Below are 20,922 nucleotides of genomic sequence, written 5' to 3' on the forward strand. Positions count from 1 at the left end.
CCAGTATTCCTGCCTATTTGCATCGTTATACCTGTTTGCTGGAACGGGCAAATGATAGTAGGATAGAGGGTGGATTCATGCCGTTTGGGAGAACCATCATTCCGGGACATGACAAAGGAGTTACCCATGTTGAAAAAAAGCCATTTCCTTGCGGGCGCGCTAATCCTCGCCATAGCAGGTGTTTTATCAAAAGTAATCGGGATGTTTTACCGGATCCCCTTGCAGGAGATCGTCGGGGATAATGGATTGGGTCTCTATCAGGAGGTTTATCCGCTCTATTTGACCTTCCTCGTACTGGCGACAGCGGGTGTGCCCGTTGCCTTGTCCAGGGTGATTGCGGAAGCGCTGGCGGAAGGAAAAAAGGGAAGTGTAGGCCAAATTATGGCCCGCAGTATGGTTATGATGGGGGCTATCGGGATCGGATTGTTCGCGATTCTCTACGTCTGCTCGCCATTGATTGCCAAGCTGATGGGCAATCCCCATCTGATCCAGCCAATTCGGGCAATCTCTTTATCCCTGTTATTCGTGCCATTGATTGCGGTGATCCGCGGTTTCTTTTACGGTCACCAGAAAATGATGTATGTCGGCTTGTCTCAGATCGTGGAGCAAACGCTGCGTGTAGCCTTTATTCTCATTGCCTCTCTATACCTGGTCCGCCTTGGGGAAGATACGGATTCTGTCATTACCGGCGTCAACTTCGGGACGATGATCAGTACCTTTTTAAGCCTGGGATTTTTGGGATTCCTGCTGTGGCTGCACAACCGCAAGAACGCGGTCTTTGTCGGGGCGCAGTGGAAGCGACTGGACTGGTGGTATGATCGAGCCTTTTTCTCCAAGATGTGGCGAATTGCCTGGCCGATCTGCCTGAGTGCTTTGGTGATTCCGATTTTCAGCTTGACCGACTCGTTTCTCGCGATCAATATTTTTCGGTACATCTGGCAGGTAGACGGGCTGACGGCAGATACCTGGTTTGGAATTTACAGCCGCGGCGGCCCGCTGCTGCAAATGGCCAGTCTCTTCGGCTCCTCGATTGCGCTTTCCATCGTGCCGGCGATTGCGGAAGCGAAAGGACAGGGAGATACGGAGCGCGTCACGACCTTGACCAAGCTGAGCTTGCGTTTTGCCTGGCTGATCGGTCTGCCGGCCGGATTGGGGCTGACGGCAGTAGCTGAAGGGGCGAATCTCGCTTTGTACGGAGATGTCGAGGGGACGCGGGCTATGGCTATCTTGGGCGTGACTGCCATTCCATTGTCGCTGCTGCTTGCAACCAATGGAATATTGCAGGGAATCGGCAAGGAGAAGATTCCCGCCCGCCACCTGGTGTATGGTGTAATCGTAAAAATTGCCGCGACGCTATTGTTTACATCCTGGTTCGGGATGGATGGACTCTCGCTGTCCTGGCTGTGTGCGACCGCATTTGTCTGCATTCTTAATATGCGAACCATCAGCCGTCTCGTCTTCGTACCGATCAACTGGCGTTTTGACACGCTGTATCCCCTGCTCGTCGCCAATCTGATGCTGGTTCTGGCTTGGGGGACGACGGAAGCGACTGGCTATTTGCTCGGCTGGGGTGACAAGCTGCGCTTGTTGGGTGCAGTGGAGACCGTGGCTGGCGTAGCGGTAGGGATGATCATTTACTTGGGCTCGCTGCTTTTGATCCCGCTGATCGACGACAAAGAGCTGGATTGGCTCCCGGGAGGCAACAAGCTGCGCTCGTTTATGAATTTGATTCGGAAAAAGCAGGCGTCGTCCAAGTCATCGTAGGAATGAAAAAAATAAAATGCTCCCCGTAAGGCAGGTTGCAATGATGAACCTGCAGCCGATTGGGGAGCATTTTTTGTTAGCGAGCGGCCCAAGCCTCTACCTCAACCTTAAAAGCCGGTTGGGCCAGAGCAGACACATAAGCTAATGTCGTGGATGGCGGCTGACCGCCGTGGAATTCGTTCCACATCTCAATAAAGCGATCCCGGTCGATCTCCTCAGTCAACCAGAGATTGATTTTCACAATCCCATCTGAGGCAACGCCTTCACTATTCAAAATACGCGTCACATTTAGAAGTGCATTCCGAAGCTGTTCATTCACATCTGCCGGCACATTTCCTTCAGAATCCGTCCCGACTTGTCCAGCCAAAACCAGGATATCCTTATCTCTCGGCACAATAGTAAGGTGCGAATAAGAGCCAACCGGGGCAGCAACAACATCTGGATTTTTGCGGATGATCGTCATCATAGGTACCTCCTTCTCTCATTGGAATCATTATACTGCAATGGTAGAAACAGATGATAGAAAACTCCATGAGATACCCGCAAACAAAGAGGCAGGGGGATTAAGAAATGCTGGCAGAGGAAAAATGGGAAAAAAGTGAAGATCCCAACCCGCCGGAGCGTTTTCCCATTTTTCCTCCCCACCACCGCAGCTCGATGACCACCAAAAAAATCCTCTGAGCCTGCCATGAGAGAATCACCATAGTTGTCATTCCCCATAAAAAGAGGTGCCCTTCGTAGCAAATCTACGATTGGGCACCCTTGTTTTATTTACTGCAAACATCATACTTCCTTGCGATAGACACAGACCACCATCTTGACAAAAAATTCGCGCAGTCCGGGCAGTTTGGCCAGCGGCTTCAACTGATTGCGCAATGGAATTTCCCGCTCGTAGACGGCTGGCTGAGTAACTCCCTGCTGAATATTCCGGAAGCGTTTGATCGTCATCTGATTGATATAAGAGATTGTCTCCCGTCCATCTGGTCCAGTGCTGAAGCGGAACGAGATGCGGTCAGCGCCGTCCGGCAGATCGCGAACCAGTTCTTTGTAGGCGCGGATCAGGGCTTGCTCGGGAAAGAAAGCATGCACCCAGGGAATTCCGATGGCATCAGACAAATGAGCCCCGTACGGGTGATAGTAGGGCGGAAAATTAATGTAGAGATGCCCGCCCGGCTTGAGCACACGAAAACATTCGGCAAGCGTTTTCTCCGGCTCGCCGACATGTTCCATCGCGTCGTTCATGATGATCGTGTCAAAGGTGTTGTCGGCAAAGGTCATATTCGCCGCATCGCCAGTCATAAAGGACACGACATCCGCCAAGCCTTTCTGCTTGGCAAACTCATTTCCCTCCTCCGCATAGTGGGGGACGATATCGATGCCGATCATTTTTTCGGGTTTGAAAGTGGCGTAGTAGCAGGTCTTGCCGCCACCGCCACAGCCGATGTCCAGAACCGTCTTGCCTGTAAACATCTGCTCTTGAGAGTGGTAGGGGAGGAAAAATTGAATCGTCTGGTCCCCTTTTTGAAACTGCCATTCCGTGTAGCTCATCTGCCCGTCGTTCGCCAGGTTAAAGGGATGAACGGGCAGGGGAAAGAGTCGGTTCAAACCGAGCAACATTTGAGAGGATACGGACATGTTCCAGACTACCTTCCTTCCTGTTATGATCTCGTTATCGCTTTCGGTGCAGTGCCTTCAAGACCAGCTCACTGCTCTTCGCAGCTTCTTGTTCCAGCAGAAGCGCTTGGCGTGTGATTGTTTCCCGCTCTTGATCGAGCATCTTCAGCCGTTCCGCCAAAAGGGTGAGCAGCGAGCTGGCATCCAATTTCGTAATATGGCCGGCGTTGGGCATGCCAGCTCTTTCGACAAAACGATCGATTTTGGGATCGTAGGATATTCCGGTAAAAGGGATGCGCAGCATGCAAGCGAGAATGAGCGAATGCAGCCGCATGCCGACGACGTAGTCACATTGCTTCAATACGGACATGATATCGTGAAACGTGACGGGAACATCGAGAAGCCGGGCTCCCTGCTGCGTCATCTGGTCCATGATTTGTCTGGACGGAGCCAGATCACTGGGGACGTGCATCGGGAGGAACAATACATTCCAGCCCTGCTCGACAAACCAGTCTGCGGCCTTTGCCATGCTTTGTTTAAAATGCTGCTCCTGTTTCCAGTCACGTACCGAGATGGCGACAAGCGGCTTCGAGGCATCCGCAAACATGCCTTCCAAGAGCGTTTTGCCACGCTCGTCCGATATGTCATCCGCCGAGATCGTCAAAGCGGGGTCTGCCGTGACATGGATGGGGGCACGCTTCACTCCGCAAGCCTTGAAGTCTTCGCCTGATTCGTGATCGCGTACAGTGATGATATCGACGCGATTGACGACCCGCTTGATCATGGAGCGGCTGAGCGACTTCAAGATCGGTCCGAACCCTTGGGCGTAAAAGACGACGGGTTTTCCGAGGAGCTTGGCAATCATGACGATCCCCAGATAGTAGAGGACGCTGCGGGGACTGGTCACGTCCTGCATCAGGGTTCCTCCCCCCATGACCAACATGTCGCTTCGCTTCAACTCACGGATAATCGTACCCAGGCTCCAGCGATCATAAGCCTCGATCCCGAACAGCTCGGCGGTACGCTCTGGCGTGTTGGAGAGCACAGCCAGGGAAATATTCGGTTGTTCCCGCACTAGCGAGCTGATGATGCCGTATAGGACCACATCGTCTCCGGCATTGTTGAAGCCATAGTACCCGGAGATGAGAATTCGCGACATGGAGTGAACCTTCTTTCTATATCAAACGTACAGGAAAAACACATTCTCAAGTATAATCGAGTAAACAATGGGAAGTAAAGCAACCCCCTAGCGCAAAAAGAGAATACCCATGGCAAGCATGCCAACGCCAAGGATGGCGAAGATGATCATCAGGATCAACATCCCTTTGTTTTTGCGCCGCCGATAAAAGAATTCGTCAAACATGAGCAACCTCCCTGCGGTAACTGATCCATTCTAGTATCATACCATGCAGCCTATGATCCCGCTATGTGCAGTTGTGAACATGGGAGGAAGAGTATCGGAAACGAAGAAAAGGAGAAGAGGAAAGTGGAGCAAAAATGGTTGAAATACACCTTGCAGGTAGATCAGGAAATCGAGGATGCATTCGTCGCGGAATTATTGGACAGCCCGTATACGTTCGGCTGGTCGGAGCCGCCGTTTGAGGTGCTGACCACTGAGAACGGCTATGACTTTGCGAAAAATAGTGCAGATGACGTCACCGTCTACGTGTTCGAGCCGATGCAGCATCAGGAGGAGGAGCATCTGCAGCTCTTGCGGGCGTATCTTGAACGTTGGCCTGGTGCCGTCACGATCCGGGAGGTAGAGCAGGTAGCCGAAGAGAATGATTCCTGGAAAGAGGCCTTTCGCGAGGTACAGGTGGGAGAATGGTGGATCGCTCCGACCTGGACGGAGCCGGATCTGTTGAAGGAAGCCCGGAATATTTTATGGATCGATCCAGGAGCCGCCTTTGGGACAGGCTACCACGGCACAACCCAGGATATTTTGCTTTTCCTTCAGGAGATCCCGGTGGCAGGCAAGGTCGTAATCGACATTGGCGCGGGCTCCGGCATCCTTTCCTTATACTGTGCCGTCAATGGGGCAAGTCAACCCGTCTACGCCATCGATATCAACCCGCAAAGCGAGTATCAGATCGAGGTGAATGCCGCAAATAACCAAGTGCCGGAGACAGCCTTGAAGGTTCTCATAGGGGATGCGCTGGAAGAGGCTGTTCGCGAAAATTTGCCAGAGCAAGCAGACTTGATCCTGCTCAACATCGGGGGAGAGGAAGATGTAGCCATGCTGCCTGTCGTGACAGAGAGAATCGCCGCTGATGGACATGTGCTCCTGTCCGGAATCGTCGAGTGGAACCGCGAAATGGTCCTGTCTGCATACGAAGGAGCGGGCTTTGAGGTCCTGGGGGAGCGGCGCAGCGAGGAGTGGGTGACGCTACTGATGAAAGCATCCGCGAACAAGTACCCGCAATTGTAACCAATAGATGGTAAAATAGGAAAAAACGAAGGAGGGGGAAGCGGAATGGAGCAAGTCGTCATCGCGGCTGCCGGACGTACACCAATCGGTACGTTTGGCGGGGTATTAAAGGATGTAAGCGCACGAGGCTTGGCGCAGACGGCAGTGCAAGGCGTGTTGGAGAAGGCTGGACTGGATGGAAGACAGGTAGAGGAAATCATTTTGGGCAACTGCATTCAGCGTACCGATGAACCCAATATCGCCAGGGTCGTCGCCATCGATGCTGGTCTGGGCCATGAGGTCACCGGTTTTACGGTCCAGCGCCAATGTGCTTCCGGTATGCAGGCCATTGTCAGTGGAGCATCACAGATTCTGCTTGGAGAACATGAAATCGTCCTGGCAGGAGGCGTGGAGAGCATGAGCAATGCTCCATACGTCTTGAAAAACGCTCGCTGGGGCAAACGGCTTACGCATGGAGAGATGACCGACGCGATGTGGGAACTGCTCACCGATCCGCACCACCAGATTTTGATGGGCGAAACAGCGGAGAGACTGGCAGACCGCTATGGCATCACCCGGGAGGAGCAAGACGAAATCGCCCTGCGCAGCCAGCAAAACGCGATACGTGCCATCGACAGCGGCATTTTTGAAGAAGAAATGATTCCGGTCTCTGTGAAAAAACGAGGGGAAAGCCTTCTGGTCAGTACCGACGAGCATCCTAGACGGGGAGTCACGATGGAGAGCTTGGCCAAGCTGCGGCCCGGTTTCCGGGAAAACGGCACCGTGACGCCGGGAAATTCCTCCGGCCTAAATGACGGCGCTTCCGCTGCCCTGCTGATGAAGGAGAGCAAAGCGAAGGAGCTCGGCATCGAACCGCTCGGGAGCATCCTCTCTTGGGCTGTTGCAGGCGTAGAGCCTGACCTGATGGGGTACGGTCCAGTACCAGCCGTTCAAAAGGCGCTGGCAAAGGCCGGCCTCACGCTGGCAGACATCGACCTGATCGAGGTGAACGAAGCATTCGCCGCGCAGTATTTGGCTGTCGAAAAACTGCTCGGATTGCCGCGCGAGATCACGAATGTAAATGGCAGCGGGATCGCACTCGGCCATCCTGTCGGCTCGACGGGCTGCCGCATTGTCGTGACACTGCTGCATGAGATGAAACGGCGCCAGGTGAAGCGCGGGCTGGCTGCCCTCTGCGTAGGCGGCGGCATGGGCATGGCCCTGATTGTGGAACGTCCCTGAATCCAGCAGGTTTAAACCAGATCTCATCCGTTAAAACTGGAAACAAGTCCCTGTCCAAGCTTCTGCCTGACAGGGACTTGCTTTTACGGGGGAGGTCACGCACGTGTTCAATCAATCCTTTTTCAAACGGTATGGAAAACAAATTGCCTTTCATCTGGTATCCTGGTGCATTCTTCTCTTGCTTGCAGCCGTCGCGTATACAGTGATGGAGTACAGGCAGCTCGCCGAAAAATGGTACATGCCGATAGACGGACAGGTTCAAGATTCGCCAAAAGCCAACCCGCAACCATTACCGCCTCGCTCTCTGGCTTCTGCCACTACCCCGATGAAGCCGTTCGTCGCGCTGATCTTGGGAATCGACAGCAGAGACGGCGAGGCTGCACGCTCAGACACCATCATGCTGGCAGCGATCCACCCGGCCAAGCAATCCGCCTATCTGATCTCGATTCCGCGCGACAGCTACCTGAACATCCCGGGGCGCGGGTATGACAAGGTGAACCACGCGATGGCCTTTGGAGGTCCCAAGCTGGTCAAGCAATCCCTGGAGCAATTCCTGGGCATCGAGATCTCGCGGTATGTGACGGTAGATTTCGAAGGCTTTCGCAAGGCGGTCGATGAGCTGGGAGGAGTCGCGATCGATGTGAAAAAACGGATGAAATACAGTGACCCCAGCGATGATACCTTCATCGATTTGCAGCCCGGCTTGCAGAGACTTACGGGCGAGCAGGCGCTGGATTACGCCCGCTATCGCAAAAGCGACCTAGGCAAAGAGGACAGCGACTACCAGCGGATCGAACGGCAGCAGGAGATTATGGAAGCGTTGGTCTCGAAGGGGACTTCTCCCGAGGTATTGCCCAAAATGCACAGCCTGCTTGCGATCATGGGCGACCACGTCAAAATGGATTTGACCGAGGGCGAGATCGCCTCGCTGCTGTTCTCCTTCTCAGATCCGAAAGACAATCTGCTCAAGACCGATACCTTGATCGGAAGAGATGAGAGAATCTGGCACAACGGTGTGCTGGGCTGGTACCATTTAGTCCCGTCTGCCGAGAGAGAGCGGGTTCAGCAGCAAATCAGGCAGGTTTTATCGCCTTGACTCATAAAAAAATAGGAAGGGAGGCGAGATTTGCACCGCTTCCCTTCTTTACATTTCAGAAAAAATTTCCATATCGAAACATTTTGTTGGAAAATTAACTATTTTTCGAATAGAATGGGTACTAGGAAGAGGTTATGAATGCTGAGCATACGGGACGGCAAGGCCATTACGCGATGGAGGGATAACCCATGTCAAATGCCAAGCCTTGGATTGCCAGTTACCCACCCGAAACTGCCCCGTCATTGGAATACCCCCGTGTTTCATTGACGCATTTTCTGGAGCAGTCAGCAGCTACATATCCCGATAACAATGCTGTTTATTTTATGGGAAAGCGGATTACGTATCGTGAGCTGTTGGATTTGTCGTACGAGTTTGCCAACGGACTGATCAAGCGCGGCGTGAAAAAAGGCGACCGAGTCGCCATTATGCTGCCTAATATTCCGCAAACGGTGATCAGCTACTACGGTGCCCTGTTTGCTGGAGCGACCGTCGTGATGACCAATCCCCTCTATACCGAGCGGGAGCTCATTCATCAGCTAAACGACTCCGGGGCAGAGACGATCATCACACTGGACCTGCTGTACAAACGCGTCACTTCCGTTCGTTCTTCGACCCCGCTGAAAAGACTCATCATTACCAGCATCGGCGATTATCTTCCTTTTTTCAAAAGGATGCTGTATCCGCTGGTGCAAAAAAAAGACGGGCACAATCCGCAAGTCATGTACGGCAGCGATGTTGAGCCTTTTCTTTCCGTGCTAAAAGAAAGCGCTAACAATCCGGTGAAAATAGAGGTTGATCCCGAGCATGACATCGCCTTGCTGCAATACACCGGAGGCACAACAGGCGTCGCCAAAGGCGTCATGTTGACGCATGCCAATCTGATCGCCAATGCCGTGCAGTGCAAAGCCGTTTTATACAAGCTGAAGATGGGAAGCGAGCGCATTCTCGGCGCTTTGCCGCTCTTTCACGTTTATGGCATGACGACCGTCATGAACAAAGGCATTTCCATCGCAGCAGAAATCATACTCGTACCCAAATTCGACGTAAAGCAGATGCTGGAGTTGATCAGCAAGACCAAGCCGACTTTGTTCCCCGGAGCACCGACCATGTACATCGGACTGATCAACCATCCCGATCTGCAAAAATATGATTTGTCATCCATTGAAGCATGTGTAAGCGGTTCTGCGCCCTTGCCGGTAGAAGTGCAAAATCGTTTCGAGGAGCTGACGGGCGGCAAGCTGGTCGAGGGTTACGGCTTGACCGAAGCTTCCCCTGTTACACACTCCAATCCCATCTGGGGCAAGAGCATCACAGGCAGCATCGGTTTGCCCTGGCCGGATACGGACAGCTGCATTCTCGACCCTAGCACAGGAGAAGAGCTTCCCACTGGCCAAATCGGCGAACTGGCTGTCAAAGGCCCGCAGGTCATGGTCGGCTATTGGAATCGTCCGGAGGATACGGCTGCGATCCTCAAGGATGGGTGGCTTCTGACTGGCGACATGGGATACATGGATGAAGACGGGTATTTTTATATTGTAGATCGAAAAAAGGACATGATCATCGCTGGCGGCTTCAACATCTATCCGCGTGAAGTGGAAGAGGTATTGTTCGAGCATCCGGCTGTTCAGGAAGCTGCGGTCATCGGTGTGCCAGACCCGTATCGCGGGGAAACAGTCAAGGCCTTCGTCGTTTTGAAGCAGGGGATGGAGGTCAGTGAGGAAGAGTTGGAGAAGCATTGCCGAGAAAAGCTGGCAGCCTACAAGATTCCTCGTCTGTACGAATTCCGCAGTGAATTGCCGAAAACGATGGTGGGCAAAGTGCTGAGACGCCAGCTCCAGGAAGAGGACAAAAAACGAAGAGAAGCTGAGGAGCAGATCAAAACCAGCTAAATGGATTGACAAGACTGTTTTCTTACAGGAAGACGGTCTTTTTTGTATTTTTGAAAAATGACCGATTGCTTAGGATTGACGCCGGAAAAGAAGTATAATACACTTATTATTGTGAATGAATGATCATTCATTTTATCATCGGTGCGAGTAAAACGTGGAGGTACATATGGCAAAAAAAACGGGGGAAAAGTATCAAGCCATTATCGATGCTGCGGTTCGCGTCATCGCCAGGCAGGGCTACCACAATGCCCAGGTTTCCAAAATAGCCAAAGAAGCGAAGGTGGCGGACGGTACGATCTACCTCTACTTCGAAAACAAAGATGATATTCTTATCTCCTTGTTTAACGAAAAGATGGGGAATTTTATCGAAACATGCAGAGCACGCATCTCGGAAGCGACGTCGGCGGAGCAGAAGCTATTTGTTCTCGTTCATGCGCATTTCAGCCAGCTTTCCCAGGATCATGAATTGGCGATGGTGACACAAATTGAACTCCGCCAATCCAATCCGATAATCAGCGAGGGCATCGGGAACGTCATGAAGCAGTATTTTTCGCTGATTGACGAGGTCATTCGCGAGGGGATGGAGTCTGGGATGTTCCGTCCTGATCTCGATGTGCGCTTGGCGCGAAAAATGATTTTCGGCACGCTGGACGAAGTGACGACAGCTTGGGTCATGAAACAGTGCAAGTACGATCTTGTCTCCTATGTTCACCCCATTCATAATCTCTTCCTGCACGGTTTGATGGGGAAATAGGAAAGAAAAGCTTTTGTTGCATACGTACCTTTGCTACAATAAAAGTGCAAAACTGAGCGACCGTTCGGAGGATGGTTGTTCCTTCATTTTTGATAGAGTGGAGGGTGAGAGATGACTGCACATTGGAATGTACAGGTGGAAGACCGCATTGCGCTCGTTACGATCAACAATCCTCCAGCCAATGCATTGAGCAGAAAGGTGCTGGAGGAGCTGCAGGAGCTGTTGGGGCAGTGGGAAGCGGATCCTGCCATCAAGGCGGTTGTCCTGACGGGAGAAGGCAGGTTTTTCATTGCGGGCGCAGATATTAAAGAATTTACGCAGATGGATGCGGAGGATGCGAAAGCAGCTTCCAAACTGGGACAAGATTTGTTTACCCGAATGGAAACCTTTCCAAAGCCCATTATTGCTGCGATTAACGGCCCTTGCCTGGGCGGCGGTCTGGAACTGGCGATGGCTTGCCACATCCGTTTGGCTGCGGTGGAAGCAAGGCTCGGCCTGCCGGAACTGAATCTTGGACTGATCCCTGGCTACGGCGGGACTCAGCGTTTGCCTCGTCTGGTAGGCAAAGGTCGGGCGACGCAGATGATCCTCACATCCGAAATGATCGATGGAGTAGAGGCGCATCGCATCGGATTGGCGGAAGCCGTCTACCCGGTCGAGCAATTGTTGGAGGAAGCGAAAAAACTGGCAACAGTCATCGTGAACAAGAGCGCTGTGACCGTCAAGCTGGCTTTGGAGGCAATCCACGCTGCTGGCACGCTCTCTGCCGAAGAAGGCATGGAGAGAGAAGCCAAGCTGTTCGGTGAAGCATTTGCTACGGAAGACGTCCGGGAAGGCGTAGCTGCTTTTATAGAAAAACGCAAGCCGCAATTTTCTGACCGTTGACGAACGACGATAGAGAGAAGGAAAGAAATGGTTTGCCTCATCAGCCATTTCGCGGTAGCATTTCGACTAAGGAGGGGTCCTCATGAACATTTTGGTTGTGTTGAAGCAAACGTTTGACACAGAAGAGAAAATCGTAATTCAAGGCGGAAACATTTCGGAAGATGGTGTGGAATTTATCATAAATCCCTATGATGAATATGCCGTTGAGGAAGCCATCAAGCTGAAGGAAGAGCATGGCGGCGAGGTAACAGTCGTCAGCGTCGGACCGGATCGCGCGGAAAGCGCCATTCGCACCGCGTTGGCCATGGGCGCAGACAAGGCTGTGCTGGTGGATGACGAATCTCTTTTCGGTGATGAATTCACGACGGCTAAAGTCCTGGCAGCCGTAGCGAAGAAAGTCGGTTTTGACATTATCCTGGGCGGTCAGATGGCTGTAGATACTGGTGCTGGTCAAGGCGGGCCGCGACTGGCTGAAGAGCTGGGCATCAATCACGTCTCCACTGCAGTGAAGCTGGAAGTTAACGGAAGCCAAGTTCGCGTCGAGCGTGACGTGGAGGGAGACCTGGAGGTTGTCGAAACCAGTCTTCCTGTTTTGATCACTGCCCAGCAAGGATTGAACGAACCGCGCTATCCTTCCCTTCCTGGGATTATGAAGGCGAAGAAAAAGCCTTTGGAGCGTCTCTCTGCTAATGATCTGGGTCTGTCTGCCGATGAGGTAGCGGCAAAGACTGAGATCGTGGATCAATTTTTGCCGCCAACAAAAGGGGCTGGACGCATTTTGTCTGGTGATCTGTCTGCCCAAGCGTCAGAATTGGTGCAACTGTTGCGCAACGAAGCGAAAGTGATCTAAGAGAGAGGGAGAGGATTTCCATGAAAAAGGTACTTGTATTGGCAGAAGTGCGTGACGGACAACTACGCAACGTATCGCTGGAAGCCTTGGCAGCAGCGCAATTGATTGCTGACGGGGGCGAAGTGGTAGCAGGCGTTTTCGGTGCAAATGCGGCGGCTCATGCTGCGACTTTGGGCCATCATGGGGCTGCAATGGTGTATACGGCAGAGCATGAGGCATTGGCACAGTACACGCCTGATGCTTATACACAGGCTGTGACACAATTGATCGAGTTGGCTGCGCCAGATGCAGTCGTATTGGGCCACACAGCGATTGGTCGCGACGTGGCGCCGCGCGTGGCAGCACGTCTCGGATACGGTCTGGTATCTGACGTGACAGGGATCGAGGCTGGACCTGTTTTCATCCGCCCGATCTATGCCGGGAAGGCATTTCAAAAGCGCAAGTTCGTCGATGGCAAGCTGTTCGTCACCATTCGTCCGAACAATATCGCGGCAGGTGCGGCAGACGAATCGAAGTCGGCGACAGTGGTGCCCGTAGATCTGGAGATCAAAGACCTGCGCACCATTGTAAAAGAGGTTGTCCGCAAAACCAGCGGGAAAGTAGATCTTTCTGAAGCGAAAGTAATCGTATCCGGTGGACGCGGAGTCAAGAGCGCAGAAGGGTTCCAGACCTTGCAAGAGCTGGCCGACGTCCTGGGTGCTGCTGTCGGTGCGTCCCGCGGAGCGTGCGACGCCGATTATTGCGATTACTCCCTGCAGATCGGCCAGACTGGTAAGGTTGTAACGCCTGATCTGTACATTGCTTGCGGCATCTCTGGCGCGATTCAGCATTTGGCTGGCATGTCCAGCTCGAAAGTGATCGTGGCGATTAATAAAGATCCCGAAGCCCCGATCTTCCAAATCGCCGATTACGGCATCGTCGGAGATTTGTTCGAAGTCGTGCCATTGCTGACTGCAGAATTTAAAAAAGTGCTTGTCTAAACATAGCGAACGAAACGTCCTGGACAGTAGTGCTCCGGGGCGTTTTTTTGTCTCCGCTCTCTGAGGGCAATAGGCTTCACAGAAGAAACGATTTCCTGCCAAGAAACAAAGGGTAAGGAAGGGTATGCAGGACAAACTATCCTTGAGTGCGGAAAGTGTCTGGTGTGATGGTCATATCGCTTGCGGGATGATATACTGATTCACAGTAAGATACTTTTTCCAGAAGTAAGAGATCAAGGAGGTAACTCTCATGGCAATTGTAAATGCATCTGATCAAAACTTTACCCAGGAAGTAGGGCAAGGAACCGTCCTGGTTGACTTTTGGGCACCTTGGTGCGGCCCTTGCAAAATGATCGCGCCTGTCCTGGAGCAAATCGATGGTGAAGTGGGCTCCCAGCTGAAAATCGTGAAAGTAAACGTCGATGACAATCCTGAGTCTGCAGGCCGTTTTGGCGTCATGTCCATTCCGACATTGATCGTGTTCAAAGACGGTCAACCGGTAGACAAAATCATCGGGTTCCAACCGAAAGAAGCCTTGATGGCAACAGTAGGCAAACATCTGTAAGCATCCACACATACGGAAATGTATCGAACGGACAGCATTTGCATGAAAAAGGCAAATGCTGTTTTTCTTTTCCCAAACGTGTTACGATGAGGGGTGGAAAGTTGCGAAAGGAGGGGGCAGCCATGAATCGCGCCTTGAAAGACAAGTTGGGTGTACTGCCTGAAAAACCGGGCTGCTACCTGATGAAAAACGCTGCCGGTGAAATCATCTACGTAGGAAAGGCGAAGGTATTGAAAAACCGCGTTCGCTCCTACTTTACCGGAAGCCATAATGGCAAAACCCAGCTATTGGTCAGTGAAATTACCGACTTTGAATATATCGTCGTATCGTCCGCGATTGAAGCCCTGGTCTTGGAGTGCAACCTGATCAAGCAGCACAATCCGCGCTACAATGTGATGCTTCGCGACGATAAGACGTATCCCTATATCAAGATTACCAATGAAAAAGAGCCGCGTCTGGAGATCACGCGCAAGGTGTTGAAGGACAAGGCCCGATACTTTGGTCCCTACCCCAACGCTGGCGACGCAGGAGAAGTGAAGAAGCTGCTGGACCGCTTGTATCCACTGCGCAAATGCAAAACGATGCCGAAGCAGGTCTGTCTGTATTACCATCTGGGCCAATGTCTGGCTCCCTGCGTGTACGATGTGGCCGAAGAGGAAAATCAGCGGATCGTGGAGGAAATCGCCCGTTTTCTCGACGGCGGCCATGAAGCGATGAAGCAGGAATTGACGGCCAAGATGAATCAGGCGGCAGAGAATATGGAGTTTGAGCGGGCGAAGGAATACCGCGACCAGATCAAAAGCATCGAAGCCGTGATGGAGAAACAGAAGGTGACCATGGCCGACACAGTGGACCGGGACATCATCGGCTTCGCGGTAGACAAGGGCTGGATGTGCATTCAGATTTTTTACATGCGCCAGGGCAAAATGATCGAACGGCAAACAACGTCTTTTCCTTACTATGGGGAGGAAGCGGAAGACTTTATGTCCTATGTGGGCCAATTCTACTATGACAAGCAAAACGCGCTGCCCAAGGAGATTCTGCTGCCCGAGGAAAGCGATCCCGAATTGCTCGCCCAGTGGCTCGGAATCAAGGTCCATGCGCCGAAACGCGGCAAGAAGCGGGAACTGGTGCAGATGGCGAATGAAAATGCACGAATTGCGCTGCAAGAGAAATTCGCCCTGATGTCCAAAGACGACGCTCGGACCGTCCAGGCGGTGCATAATCTGGGGCATATTCTCGGAATCAAAACCCCGCACCGAATCGAAGCGTTCGACAACTCTAACATTCAAGGTACTGAGCCGGTCTCTGCCATGATCGTCTTTACGAATGGACGTCCCGACAAAAAAGAGTACCGCAAATTCAAGATCAAAAGCGTCGAAGGTCCTGATGATTACGGCTCGATGCGGGAGGTCATCCGCCGCCGCTATTCCCGCCTGCTGAAAGAAAATCAGGAGATGCCCGATCTTATCGTGATCGACGGAGGCAAGGGACAGATCAGTGCAGCCATGGATGTGCTGGAAAACGAGCTGGGCTTGTACATCCCGGTTTGCGGCTTGGCGAAGGACGACAAACACCGTACAGCGCAGCTGATGTACGGCGATCCGCCAGAAGCGGTGGAGTTGAGACGCGACAGCTATGAATTTTACTTGCTGCAGCGCATCCAGGACGAAGTGCACAGGTTTGCGATCACGTTTCATCGGCAGTCGCGGTCCAAGACGATGCTGTCCTCCCAGCTCGATGAAATCCCTGGGATCGGGGAAAAGCGCAGAAAGCTGCTGTTTACTCATTTCGGCTCGCTGAAAAAAATGCGGGAGGCAAGTGTCGAGGATTTCCGCCAGCTGGGAATCGGCGACAAGCTGGCCCGCGAGATCATCGCGCATCTGCGCAAGCTGGAAACCTGATCGAACGAGCAAAAAGGAAAAAGCCATTGATCCCTACCAGGCAGCATGTTATAATGCCATTCAAACAGAATAGTTGACCTCACTTCCCCAAAGGAGTGAGGTAGAGGCGCGAAAACCATGAGTACCTCCCAGAGATCGGGTATCTATGAAGGGCAGGAAAAGGGGAATTCGCCGAAGTGTGAAGAGCGACCCGTGCTTTTCATGCTGGGCTTGCGTTGAACAAGCGCAGGACTGTCATCCAGGCAATGGCCAGTTGCTGGATGGAGAGCTATCTCACGGTGTGACAGTGTGAGTGATGACTGGTTTTTCCGATCATCTCTTGCAGTCTGTCCGCGTGTATTGGGAAGGGGGAGCCGGTATGTCGAAACCATAGACAGCGACAGGTGAAATTCCTCGTCGGTGTCTTTTTTGTTTATCTGGAAAACATAAAGAAAAAGAGAAACCAAACATAGAGAAAAAACGTGTGGATATGAGAATAGGAATAGGAGAGAAGTGCCATGGGATTGATCGTGCAGAAATACGGAGGTACTTCCGTAGGAACTATTGAGCGAATTTTGCGAGTAGCTGATCGGATTATCACAAACAAGGAAGCGGGTCACGACATGGTGATCATTTTGTCCGCGATGGGAAAATCGACGGACGTGCTGATCGACATGGCAAAAGAAATTACGCCTTACCCGTCTGAACGGGAGATGGATATGCTGCTGACCACGGGGGAGCAGGTGTCCATCGCTTTATTGTCAATGGCCTTGCACCAAAAGGGGTATGATGCGATTTCCCTGACTGGCTGGCAGGCAGGAATTACGACCGAATCGATTCATGGCCGGGCACGGATCAAGGAGATCGACCCAACCCGGATTCGCGCGGAGCTGGACCGCGGACGCGTCGTGATCGTGGCCGGTTTCCAGGGCATTAGCGACACGGGAGAGATCACCACCTTGGGGCGCGGCGGATCGGATACGTCAGCCGTGGCCTTGGCGGCTAGCCTGCAGGCCGACAAATGCGAGATTTTTACCGATGTCGCAGGAGTGTATACCGCTGACCCGCGCGTGGTTCCGGCGGCAAGCAAGTTGGATCGCATCTCCTATGACGAGATGCTGGAGCTGGCCAATCTCGGTGCCGGTGTCCTTCACCCGCGCTCTGTAGAGGCAGCCAAGAAATACAAGGTGAAGCTGGTGGTTCGCTCCAGTTTTACCTCAGAAGAAGGCACCTATGTAGAGGAGGTTCCCGATATGGAAACAGGTAGAGTAGTAAGCGGCGTCGCTCATGATGACGAGGTGGCCAAGATTACCGTGGTCGGCATGGCAGCAAAGGTCGGAACCCTGTCCCGACTGTTCAATACACTGGCGGATCATCGGGTAAACGTAGACATCATCATCCAAAGCTCCTACGATTCCGATGTGACGAATATTTCTTTCACGGTGGCAGCTGGAGACCTGAAGCATGCCTTGGATACCTTGGCGCAAAATCAGGCAGCACTTGGCTTTGAAAAAGTGGACTACGAAGAAAGCTTAAGCAAAGTATCCATCGTAGGATCCGGCATGGTGAACAACCCCGGTGTGGCTGCGGAAATGTTCCGCGTGCTGGCTGAGCAGCAGATTACCATCAAAATGGTGTCGACCTCCGATATCAAGGTATCCTGCGTGATTCCGGCAGATTTGACCGAACTTGCGGTGCGCAGCCTGCATACGGCTTACGGGCTTGATGTGGAGCAAACTGCTGTCGTACACGGTTCGTAGGATAATCATAGCGGGCAGCCCCCCTCTTCGCTTCGGGAGAGGGGGGTTTTCACGGTCAGAAGCTGACGTGAATCTGTACGCTTCCCTTCTGTCCCAGCTCCATCTGCACAAGGGCTTCTTGGCCGCGCCACGCTTCTATCGCTCCCGCTATGACGCCGCATTCCAGGGAAAGGGCTCGGCTGAGGCGCTCCTGTGACATATAGGGATAGATGGTGTGTGAGAGGGAATAATGGAGGTGTTGCTCGGATTCCTTCAACAGGTCGAGCTGTCCTAGACCCAGCCGGATAAAAGGCAGAATAATGCCATTGGCGGATTGAATCGGTATCTTTCGTCCCATATTCTTTCCGATCCAATAAAGGATCGGGCTTTCGCTTTCTCCCAGCAGGGTCTGGGTCAGCGTCTCGCGCAATAGATGGTAGCCGAGATAGGGCATGTTCATCCGTTCCGCATAGGCGATCGATGCTGTCGGCAACAAGGCACTCAATTGATCTGTCTCTTTCACTCTACTTCCCCTCCTGTCCCTAATAGACTATGATGGAAGGGGGGCAGACATGCCATTTTGATAGAGGAAAAATACCGGGTTCAGTTTCGTTTGTTCTATCAATGGATTTAGTCTATTCATTATCTTGACGCTCCTTCACGACAGGAGTACAATTGTTTTGGTCAATGTTTTGCCAATCTTTTTTTCGTATTCCGACACATTTTGTCTTTTCCAGACAAAGGATGTGACGGACGTCCCGTCATGTCTAATGGAGAAGTCAATGGGTTAGGATAGGGGGAAAGATCGAGTAAAAGAAGGTTAGATACATTGAAAGGGGGACCATTGTATGGCGAAAGGCCATAGCTTTCTCAGTCACAGGCTTCACTCTCTCTTAGGTTTGTTTCCAATCGGGCTGTTCTTGCTGTTCCACCTGACGGCAAACTATCAAGCAACGCGCGGACCGGAAGCTTTCAACACGGCTGCGGGTCTGATTGAAAACGTACCATTTTTGTTGGTAGTTGAATTTGTCTTTATCTACATCCCGATCCTGTTCCACGCAGTCTACGGTCTCTACATCGCCTTCCAAGCGAAACAAAATGTAGGGAACTTCGGCTATTTCCGGAACCAATTGTTCCTCTGGCAGCGTTTGACAGGTATCATTACGCTTATCTTCATTGTTTGGCACGTTTGGGAAACACGCATCCCAAAAGCGATGGGCGCAGAAGTCAATTTTGACATGATGGCCAACATACTTAGCAATCCTGTCATGATCGTATTTTACGCGATCGGGATTATCAGTACGACCTTCCACTTCTCCAACGGAATCTGGTCGTTCCTCGTTCACTGGGGAATCACAGTTGGGCCTCGTTCCCAACGAATTGCAACATATTTTACAATGGTAGTATTCGTAATCGTAACGTTCATTGGCTTGCGCGCTATGTCGGCGTTTATTGTATAGGGATAGGGGGACAAAGTCATGGCAAAAGGTAAACTGATCATTGTCGGTGGTGGTTTGGCCGGCTTGATGGCTACCATCAAGGCAGCAGAAAAAGGTGTTCCCGTCCAACTGTTCTCTCTGGTTCCGGTAAAACGTTCCCACTCCGTTTGTGCCCAAGGCGGTATCAACGGTGCGGTGAATACCAAAGGGGAAGGCGATTCCACTTGGGAGCACTTCGATGACACCGTGTACGGCGGCGACTTCCTGGCGAACCAACCGCCAGTAAAAGCGATGGCGGATGCGGCTCCAGGGATCATTTACATGCTGGACCGGATGGGTGTTATGTTTAACCGTACTCCTGAGGGACTGCTGGACTTCCGTCGTTTCGGCGGTACGAAGCATCACCGCACTGCGTTCGCAGGTGCGACGACTGGACAGCAATTGCTTTACGCATTGGACGAGCAAGTCCGCCGCTATGAAGCGGAAGGTTTGGTCACCAAGTACGAATATTGGGATTTCCTCGGTGCTGTGCTGGATGAATCCGGAACCTGTCGCGGGATTACGGCTCAAAACCTGCGTTCCGGTGAAATTCAATCCTTCCGTGCAGACGCTGTCATCCTGGCAACGGGCGGCCCTGGGATTATCTTCGGTAAATCGACAAACTCGATCATCAACACCGGTACGGCGGCTTCGATCGCGTACCAACAAGGTGTCGTCTACGCCAATGGCGAGATGATTCAGATTCACCCAACAGCGATTCCTGGCGACGACAAGCTGCGTCTCATGTCCGAATCTGCTCGCGGTGAAGGCGGACGCATCTGGACGTACAAAGACGGTAAGCCTTGGTACTTCCTGGAGGAAAAATATCCGGCTTACGGAAACCTGGTTCCACGTGACATCGCAACACGTGAGATTTTCCACGTCTGCGTAGACATGAAGCTGGGTATCAACGGCGAGAACATGGTATATCTCGACCTCTCCCACAAAGATCCGAAAGAATTGGATGTCAAGCTGGGCGGTATTATCGAGATCTACGAGAAATTCGTTGGTGATGACCCACGCAAGGTTCCAATGAAAATCTTCCCGGCTGTTCACTATTCCATGGGCGGCATGTGGGTAGACTACAACCAAATGACCAACATCCCTGGTTTGTTCGCTGCTGGTGAGTGCGATTACTCGCAGCACGGTGCGAACCGTCTGGGCGCAAACTCTCTGCTCTCCGCGATCTACGGCGGTATGGTAGCAGGTCCAAAAGCGATTGAGTATATGAATGGACTGAATCAATCCTCGGATGATCTTTCCTCTACGCTTTACGACGGCTTTACGAAGAAAGAGCAAGAGAAATACGACAGCATCCTGAAAATGGATGGAACAGAGAATGCTTACCTGATCCACAAGGAGCTGGGTGAGTGGATGACGGACAACGTAACCGTCGTGCGTTACAATGACCGTCTGAAGCAAACAGACGAAAAAATCGTCGAACTGATGCAGCGCTACAAAAACATCAACATTAACGATACAAGCAAATGGAGCAACTCCGGCGCTTCCTTCACGCGTCATCTGTGGAACATGCTGGTGCTGGCGCGCGCGATCACTATCGGTGCTCTGATGCGCGATGAGAGCCGCGGTGCTCACTACAAGCCTGAATTCCCTGAGCGCGATGACGAGCGCTTCATGAAAACGACCATGGCAAAATTCAATCCGGAAACAACTGCTCCGGAGATCTATTACGAGGACATCGATGTTTCGCTGATTCCGCCGCGTAAACGTGACTATACGTCCGACAAGAAGCACTAAGAGAGGAGGAAACTGATC

18 protein-coding genes and 1 riboswitch are annotated in these 20,922 nt (G+C 52.2%); of the genes, 14 read left to right on the forward strand and 4 right to left on the reverse strand.

What is annotated here, in order from left to right; translation table 11 throughout:
* The first annotated feature begins 126 nt into the window (after positions 1-126).
* On the forward strand, positions 127-1,764 hold the full coding sequence (locus EDM58_RS00565) for a putative polysaccharide biosynthesis protein (protein ID WP_122911594.1): 1,638 nt from the start codon (positions 127-129) through the stop codon (positions 1,762-1,764).
* Between the two features lie 76 nt (positions 1,765-1,840).
* On the opposite strand, the gene EDM58_RS00570 is transcribed toward EDM58_RS00565, so the two are convergent.
* The 3 genes from EDM58_RS00570 to csaB all read right to left on the reverse strand — a co-directional run bounded on the left by EDM58_RS00570 (position 1,841) and on the right by csaB (position 4,537).
* Positions 1,841-2,230 (reverse strand): RidA family protein, encoded by a 390-nt coding sequence (locus EDM58_RS00570; RefSeq protein WP_246000453.1) that lies wholly within the window; start codon positions 2,228-2,230, stop codon positions 1,841-1,843.
* A 317-nt stretch (positions 2,231-2,547) separates the two neighbouring features.
* Positions 2,548-3,399 carry a class I SAM-dependent methyltransferase gene (locus tag EDM58_RS00575; protein WP_122911596.1) on the reverse strand — a complete coding sequence of 284 codons (852 nt, stop codon included), beginning with the start codon at positions 3,397-3,399 and terminating at the stop codon, positions 2,548-2,550.
* Between the two features lie 34 nt (positions 3,400-3,433).
* Complete coding sequence (csaB, locus tag EDM58_RS00580; RefSeq protein ID WP_122911597.1) at positions 3,434-4,537, reverse strand: polysaccharide pyruvyl transferase CsaB; 1,104 nt, start codon at positions 4,535-4,537, stop codon at positions 3,434-3,436.
* A gap of 327 nt (positions 4,538-4,864) precedes the next feature.
* Here csaB and EDM58_RS00585 point away from each other — a divergent pair, with 327 nt between their 5' ends.
* From EDM58_RS00585 to EDM58_RS00635, 11 genes are all read left to right on the forward strand, one after another.
* The gene (locus EDM58_RS00585; RefSeq protein WP_122911598.1) at positions 4,865-5,806 is read left to right on the forward strand and encodes a 50S ribosomal protein L11 methyltransferase; all 942 of its coding nucleotides are present in this window, start codon (positions 4,865-4,867) and stop codon (positions 5,804-5,806) included.
* 45 nt (positions 5,807-5,851) lie between these two features.
* Positions 5,852-7,027, forward strand: coding sequence for an acetyl-CoA C-acetyltransferase (locus EDM58_RS00590; RefSeq protein WP_122911599.1), 1,176 nt, complete (start codon positions 5,852-5,854; stop codon positions 7,025-7,027).
* Between the two features lie 103 nt (positions 7,028-7,130).
* On the forward strand, positions 7,131-8,123 hold the full coding sequence (locus EDM58_RS00595) for an LCP family protein (RefSeq protein WP_122911600.1): 993 nt from the start codon (positions 7,131-7,133) through the stop codon (positions 8,121-8,123).
* A gap of 188 nt (positions 8,124-8,311) precedes the next feature.
* Positions 8,312-10,012, forward strand: coding sequence for a long-chain-fatty-acid--CoA ligase (locus EDM58_RS00600; protein WP_122911601.1), 1,701 nt, complete (start codon positions 8,312-8,314; stop codon positions 10,010-10,012).
* Between the two features lie 166 nt (positions 10,013-10,178).
* Entirely contained in the window at positions 10,179-10,766 is a 588-nt protein-coding gene (locus tag EDM58_RS00605; RefSeq protein WP_023555110.1) for a fatty acid metabolism transcriptional regulator FadR, read from the forward strand.
* 111 nt (positions 10,767-10,877) lie between these two features.
* Positions 10,878-11,651 carry an enoyl-CoA hydratase gene (locus tag EDM58_RS00610; RefSeq protein ID WP_122911602.1) on the forward strand — a complete coding sequence of 258 codons (774 nt, stop codon included), beginning with the start codon at positions 10,878-10,880 and terminating at the stop codon, positions 11,649-11,651.
* A gap of 82 nt (positions 11,652-11,733) precedes the next feature.
* A complete protein-coding gene (locus EDM58_RS00615) occupies positions 11,734-12,501 on the forward strand; it encodes an electron transfer flavoprotein subunit beta/FixA family protein (RefSeq protein ID WP_122911603.1) in 768 nt (255 codons plus the stop codon).
* A 20-nt stretch (positions 12,502-12,521) separates the two neighbouring features.
* The gene (locus tag EDM58_RS00620; protein WP_122911604.1) at positions 12,522-13,481 is read left to right on the forward strand and encodes an electron transfer flavoprotein subunit alpha/FixB family protein; all 960 of its coding nucleotides are present in this window, start codon (positions 12,522-12,524) and stop codon (positions 13,479-13,481) included.
* Positions 13,482-13,731: 250 nt separating this feature from the next.
* Positions 13,732-14,046: a thioredoxin gene (trxA, locus tag EDM58_RS00625; protein ID WP_023555106.1), complete on the forward strand. Its 315-nt coding sequence runs from the start codon at positions 13,732-13,734 to the stop codon at positions 14,044-14,046.
* 122 nt (positions 14,047-14,168) lie between these two features.
* Positions 14,169-15,950 (forward strand): excinuclease ABC subunit UvrC, encoded by a 1,782-nt coding sequence (gene uvrC / locus EDM58_RS00630; RefSeq protein WP_122911605.1) that lies wholly within the window; start codon positions 14,169-14,171, stop codon positions 15,948-15,950.
* Between the two features lie 93 nt (positions 15,951-16,043).
* Positions 16,044-16,229, forward strand: a riboswitch (Lysine riboswitch).
* 218 nt (positions 16,230-16,447) lie between these two features.
* Positions 16,448-17,689 carry an aspartate kinase gene (locus EDM58_RS00635; protein WP_122911606.1) on the forward strand — a complete coding sequence of 414 codons (1,242 nt, stop codon included), beginning with the start codon at positions 16,448-16,450 and terminating at the stop codon, positions 17,687-17,689.
* Positions 17,690-17,744: 55 nt separating this feature from the next.
* Here the strand turns inward: EDM58_RS00635 and EDM58_RS00640 are convergent, their stop codons facing one another.
* Positions 17,745-18,191, reverse strand: coding sequence for a DUF2507 domain-containing protein (locus EDM58_RS00640; RefSeq protein ID WP_122911607.1), 447 nt, complete (start codon positions 18,189-18,191; stop codon positions 17,745-17,747).
* Positions 18,192-18,516: 325 nt separating this feature from the next.
* Here EDM58_RS00640 and EDM58_RS00645 point away from each other — a divergent pair, with 325 nt between their 5' ends.
* Positions 18,517-19,128 (forward strand): succinate dehydrogenase cytochrome b558 subunit, encoded by a 612-nt coding sequence (locus tag EDM58_RS00645; RefSeq protein WP_122911608.1) that lies wholly within the window; start codon positions 18,517-18,519, stop codon positions 19,126-19,128.
* Positions 19,129-19,146: 18 nt separating this feature from the next.
* The gene (sdhA, locus tag EDM58_RS00650; RefSeq protein WP_122911609.1) at positions 19,147-20,904 is read left to right on the forward strand and encodes a succinate dehydrogenase flavoprotein subunit; all 1,758 of its coding nucleotides are present in this window, start codon (positions 19,147-19,149) and stop codon (positions 20,902-20,904) included.
* Positions 20,905-20,922: the final 18 nt, after the last annotated feature.

Origin of the sequence: Brevibacillus panacihumi, from assembly GCF_003710985.1 — a bacterium.
GTDB lineage: Bacteria > Bacillota > Bacilli > Brevibacillales > Brevibacillaceae > Brevibacillus > Brevibacillus panacihumi.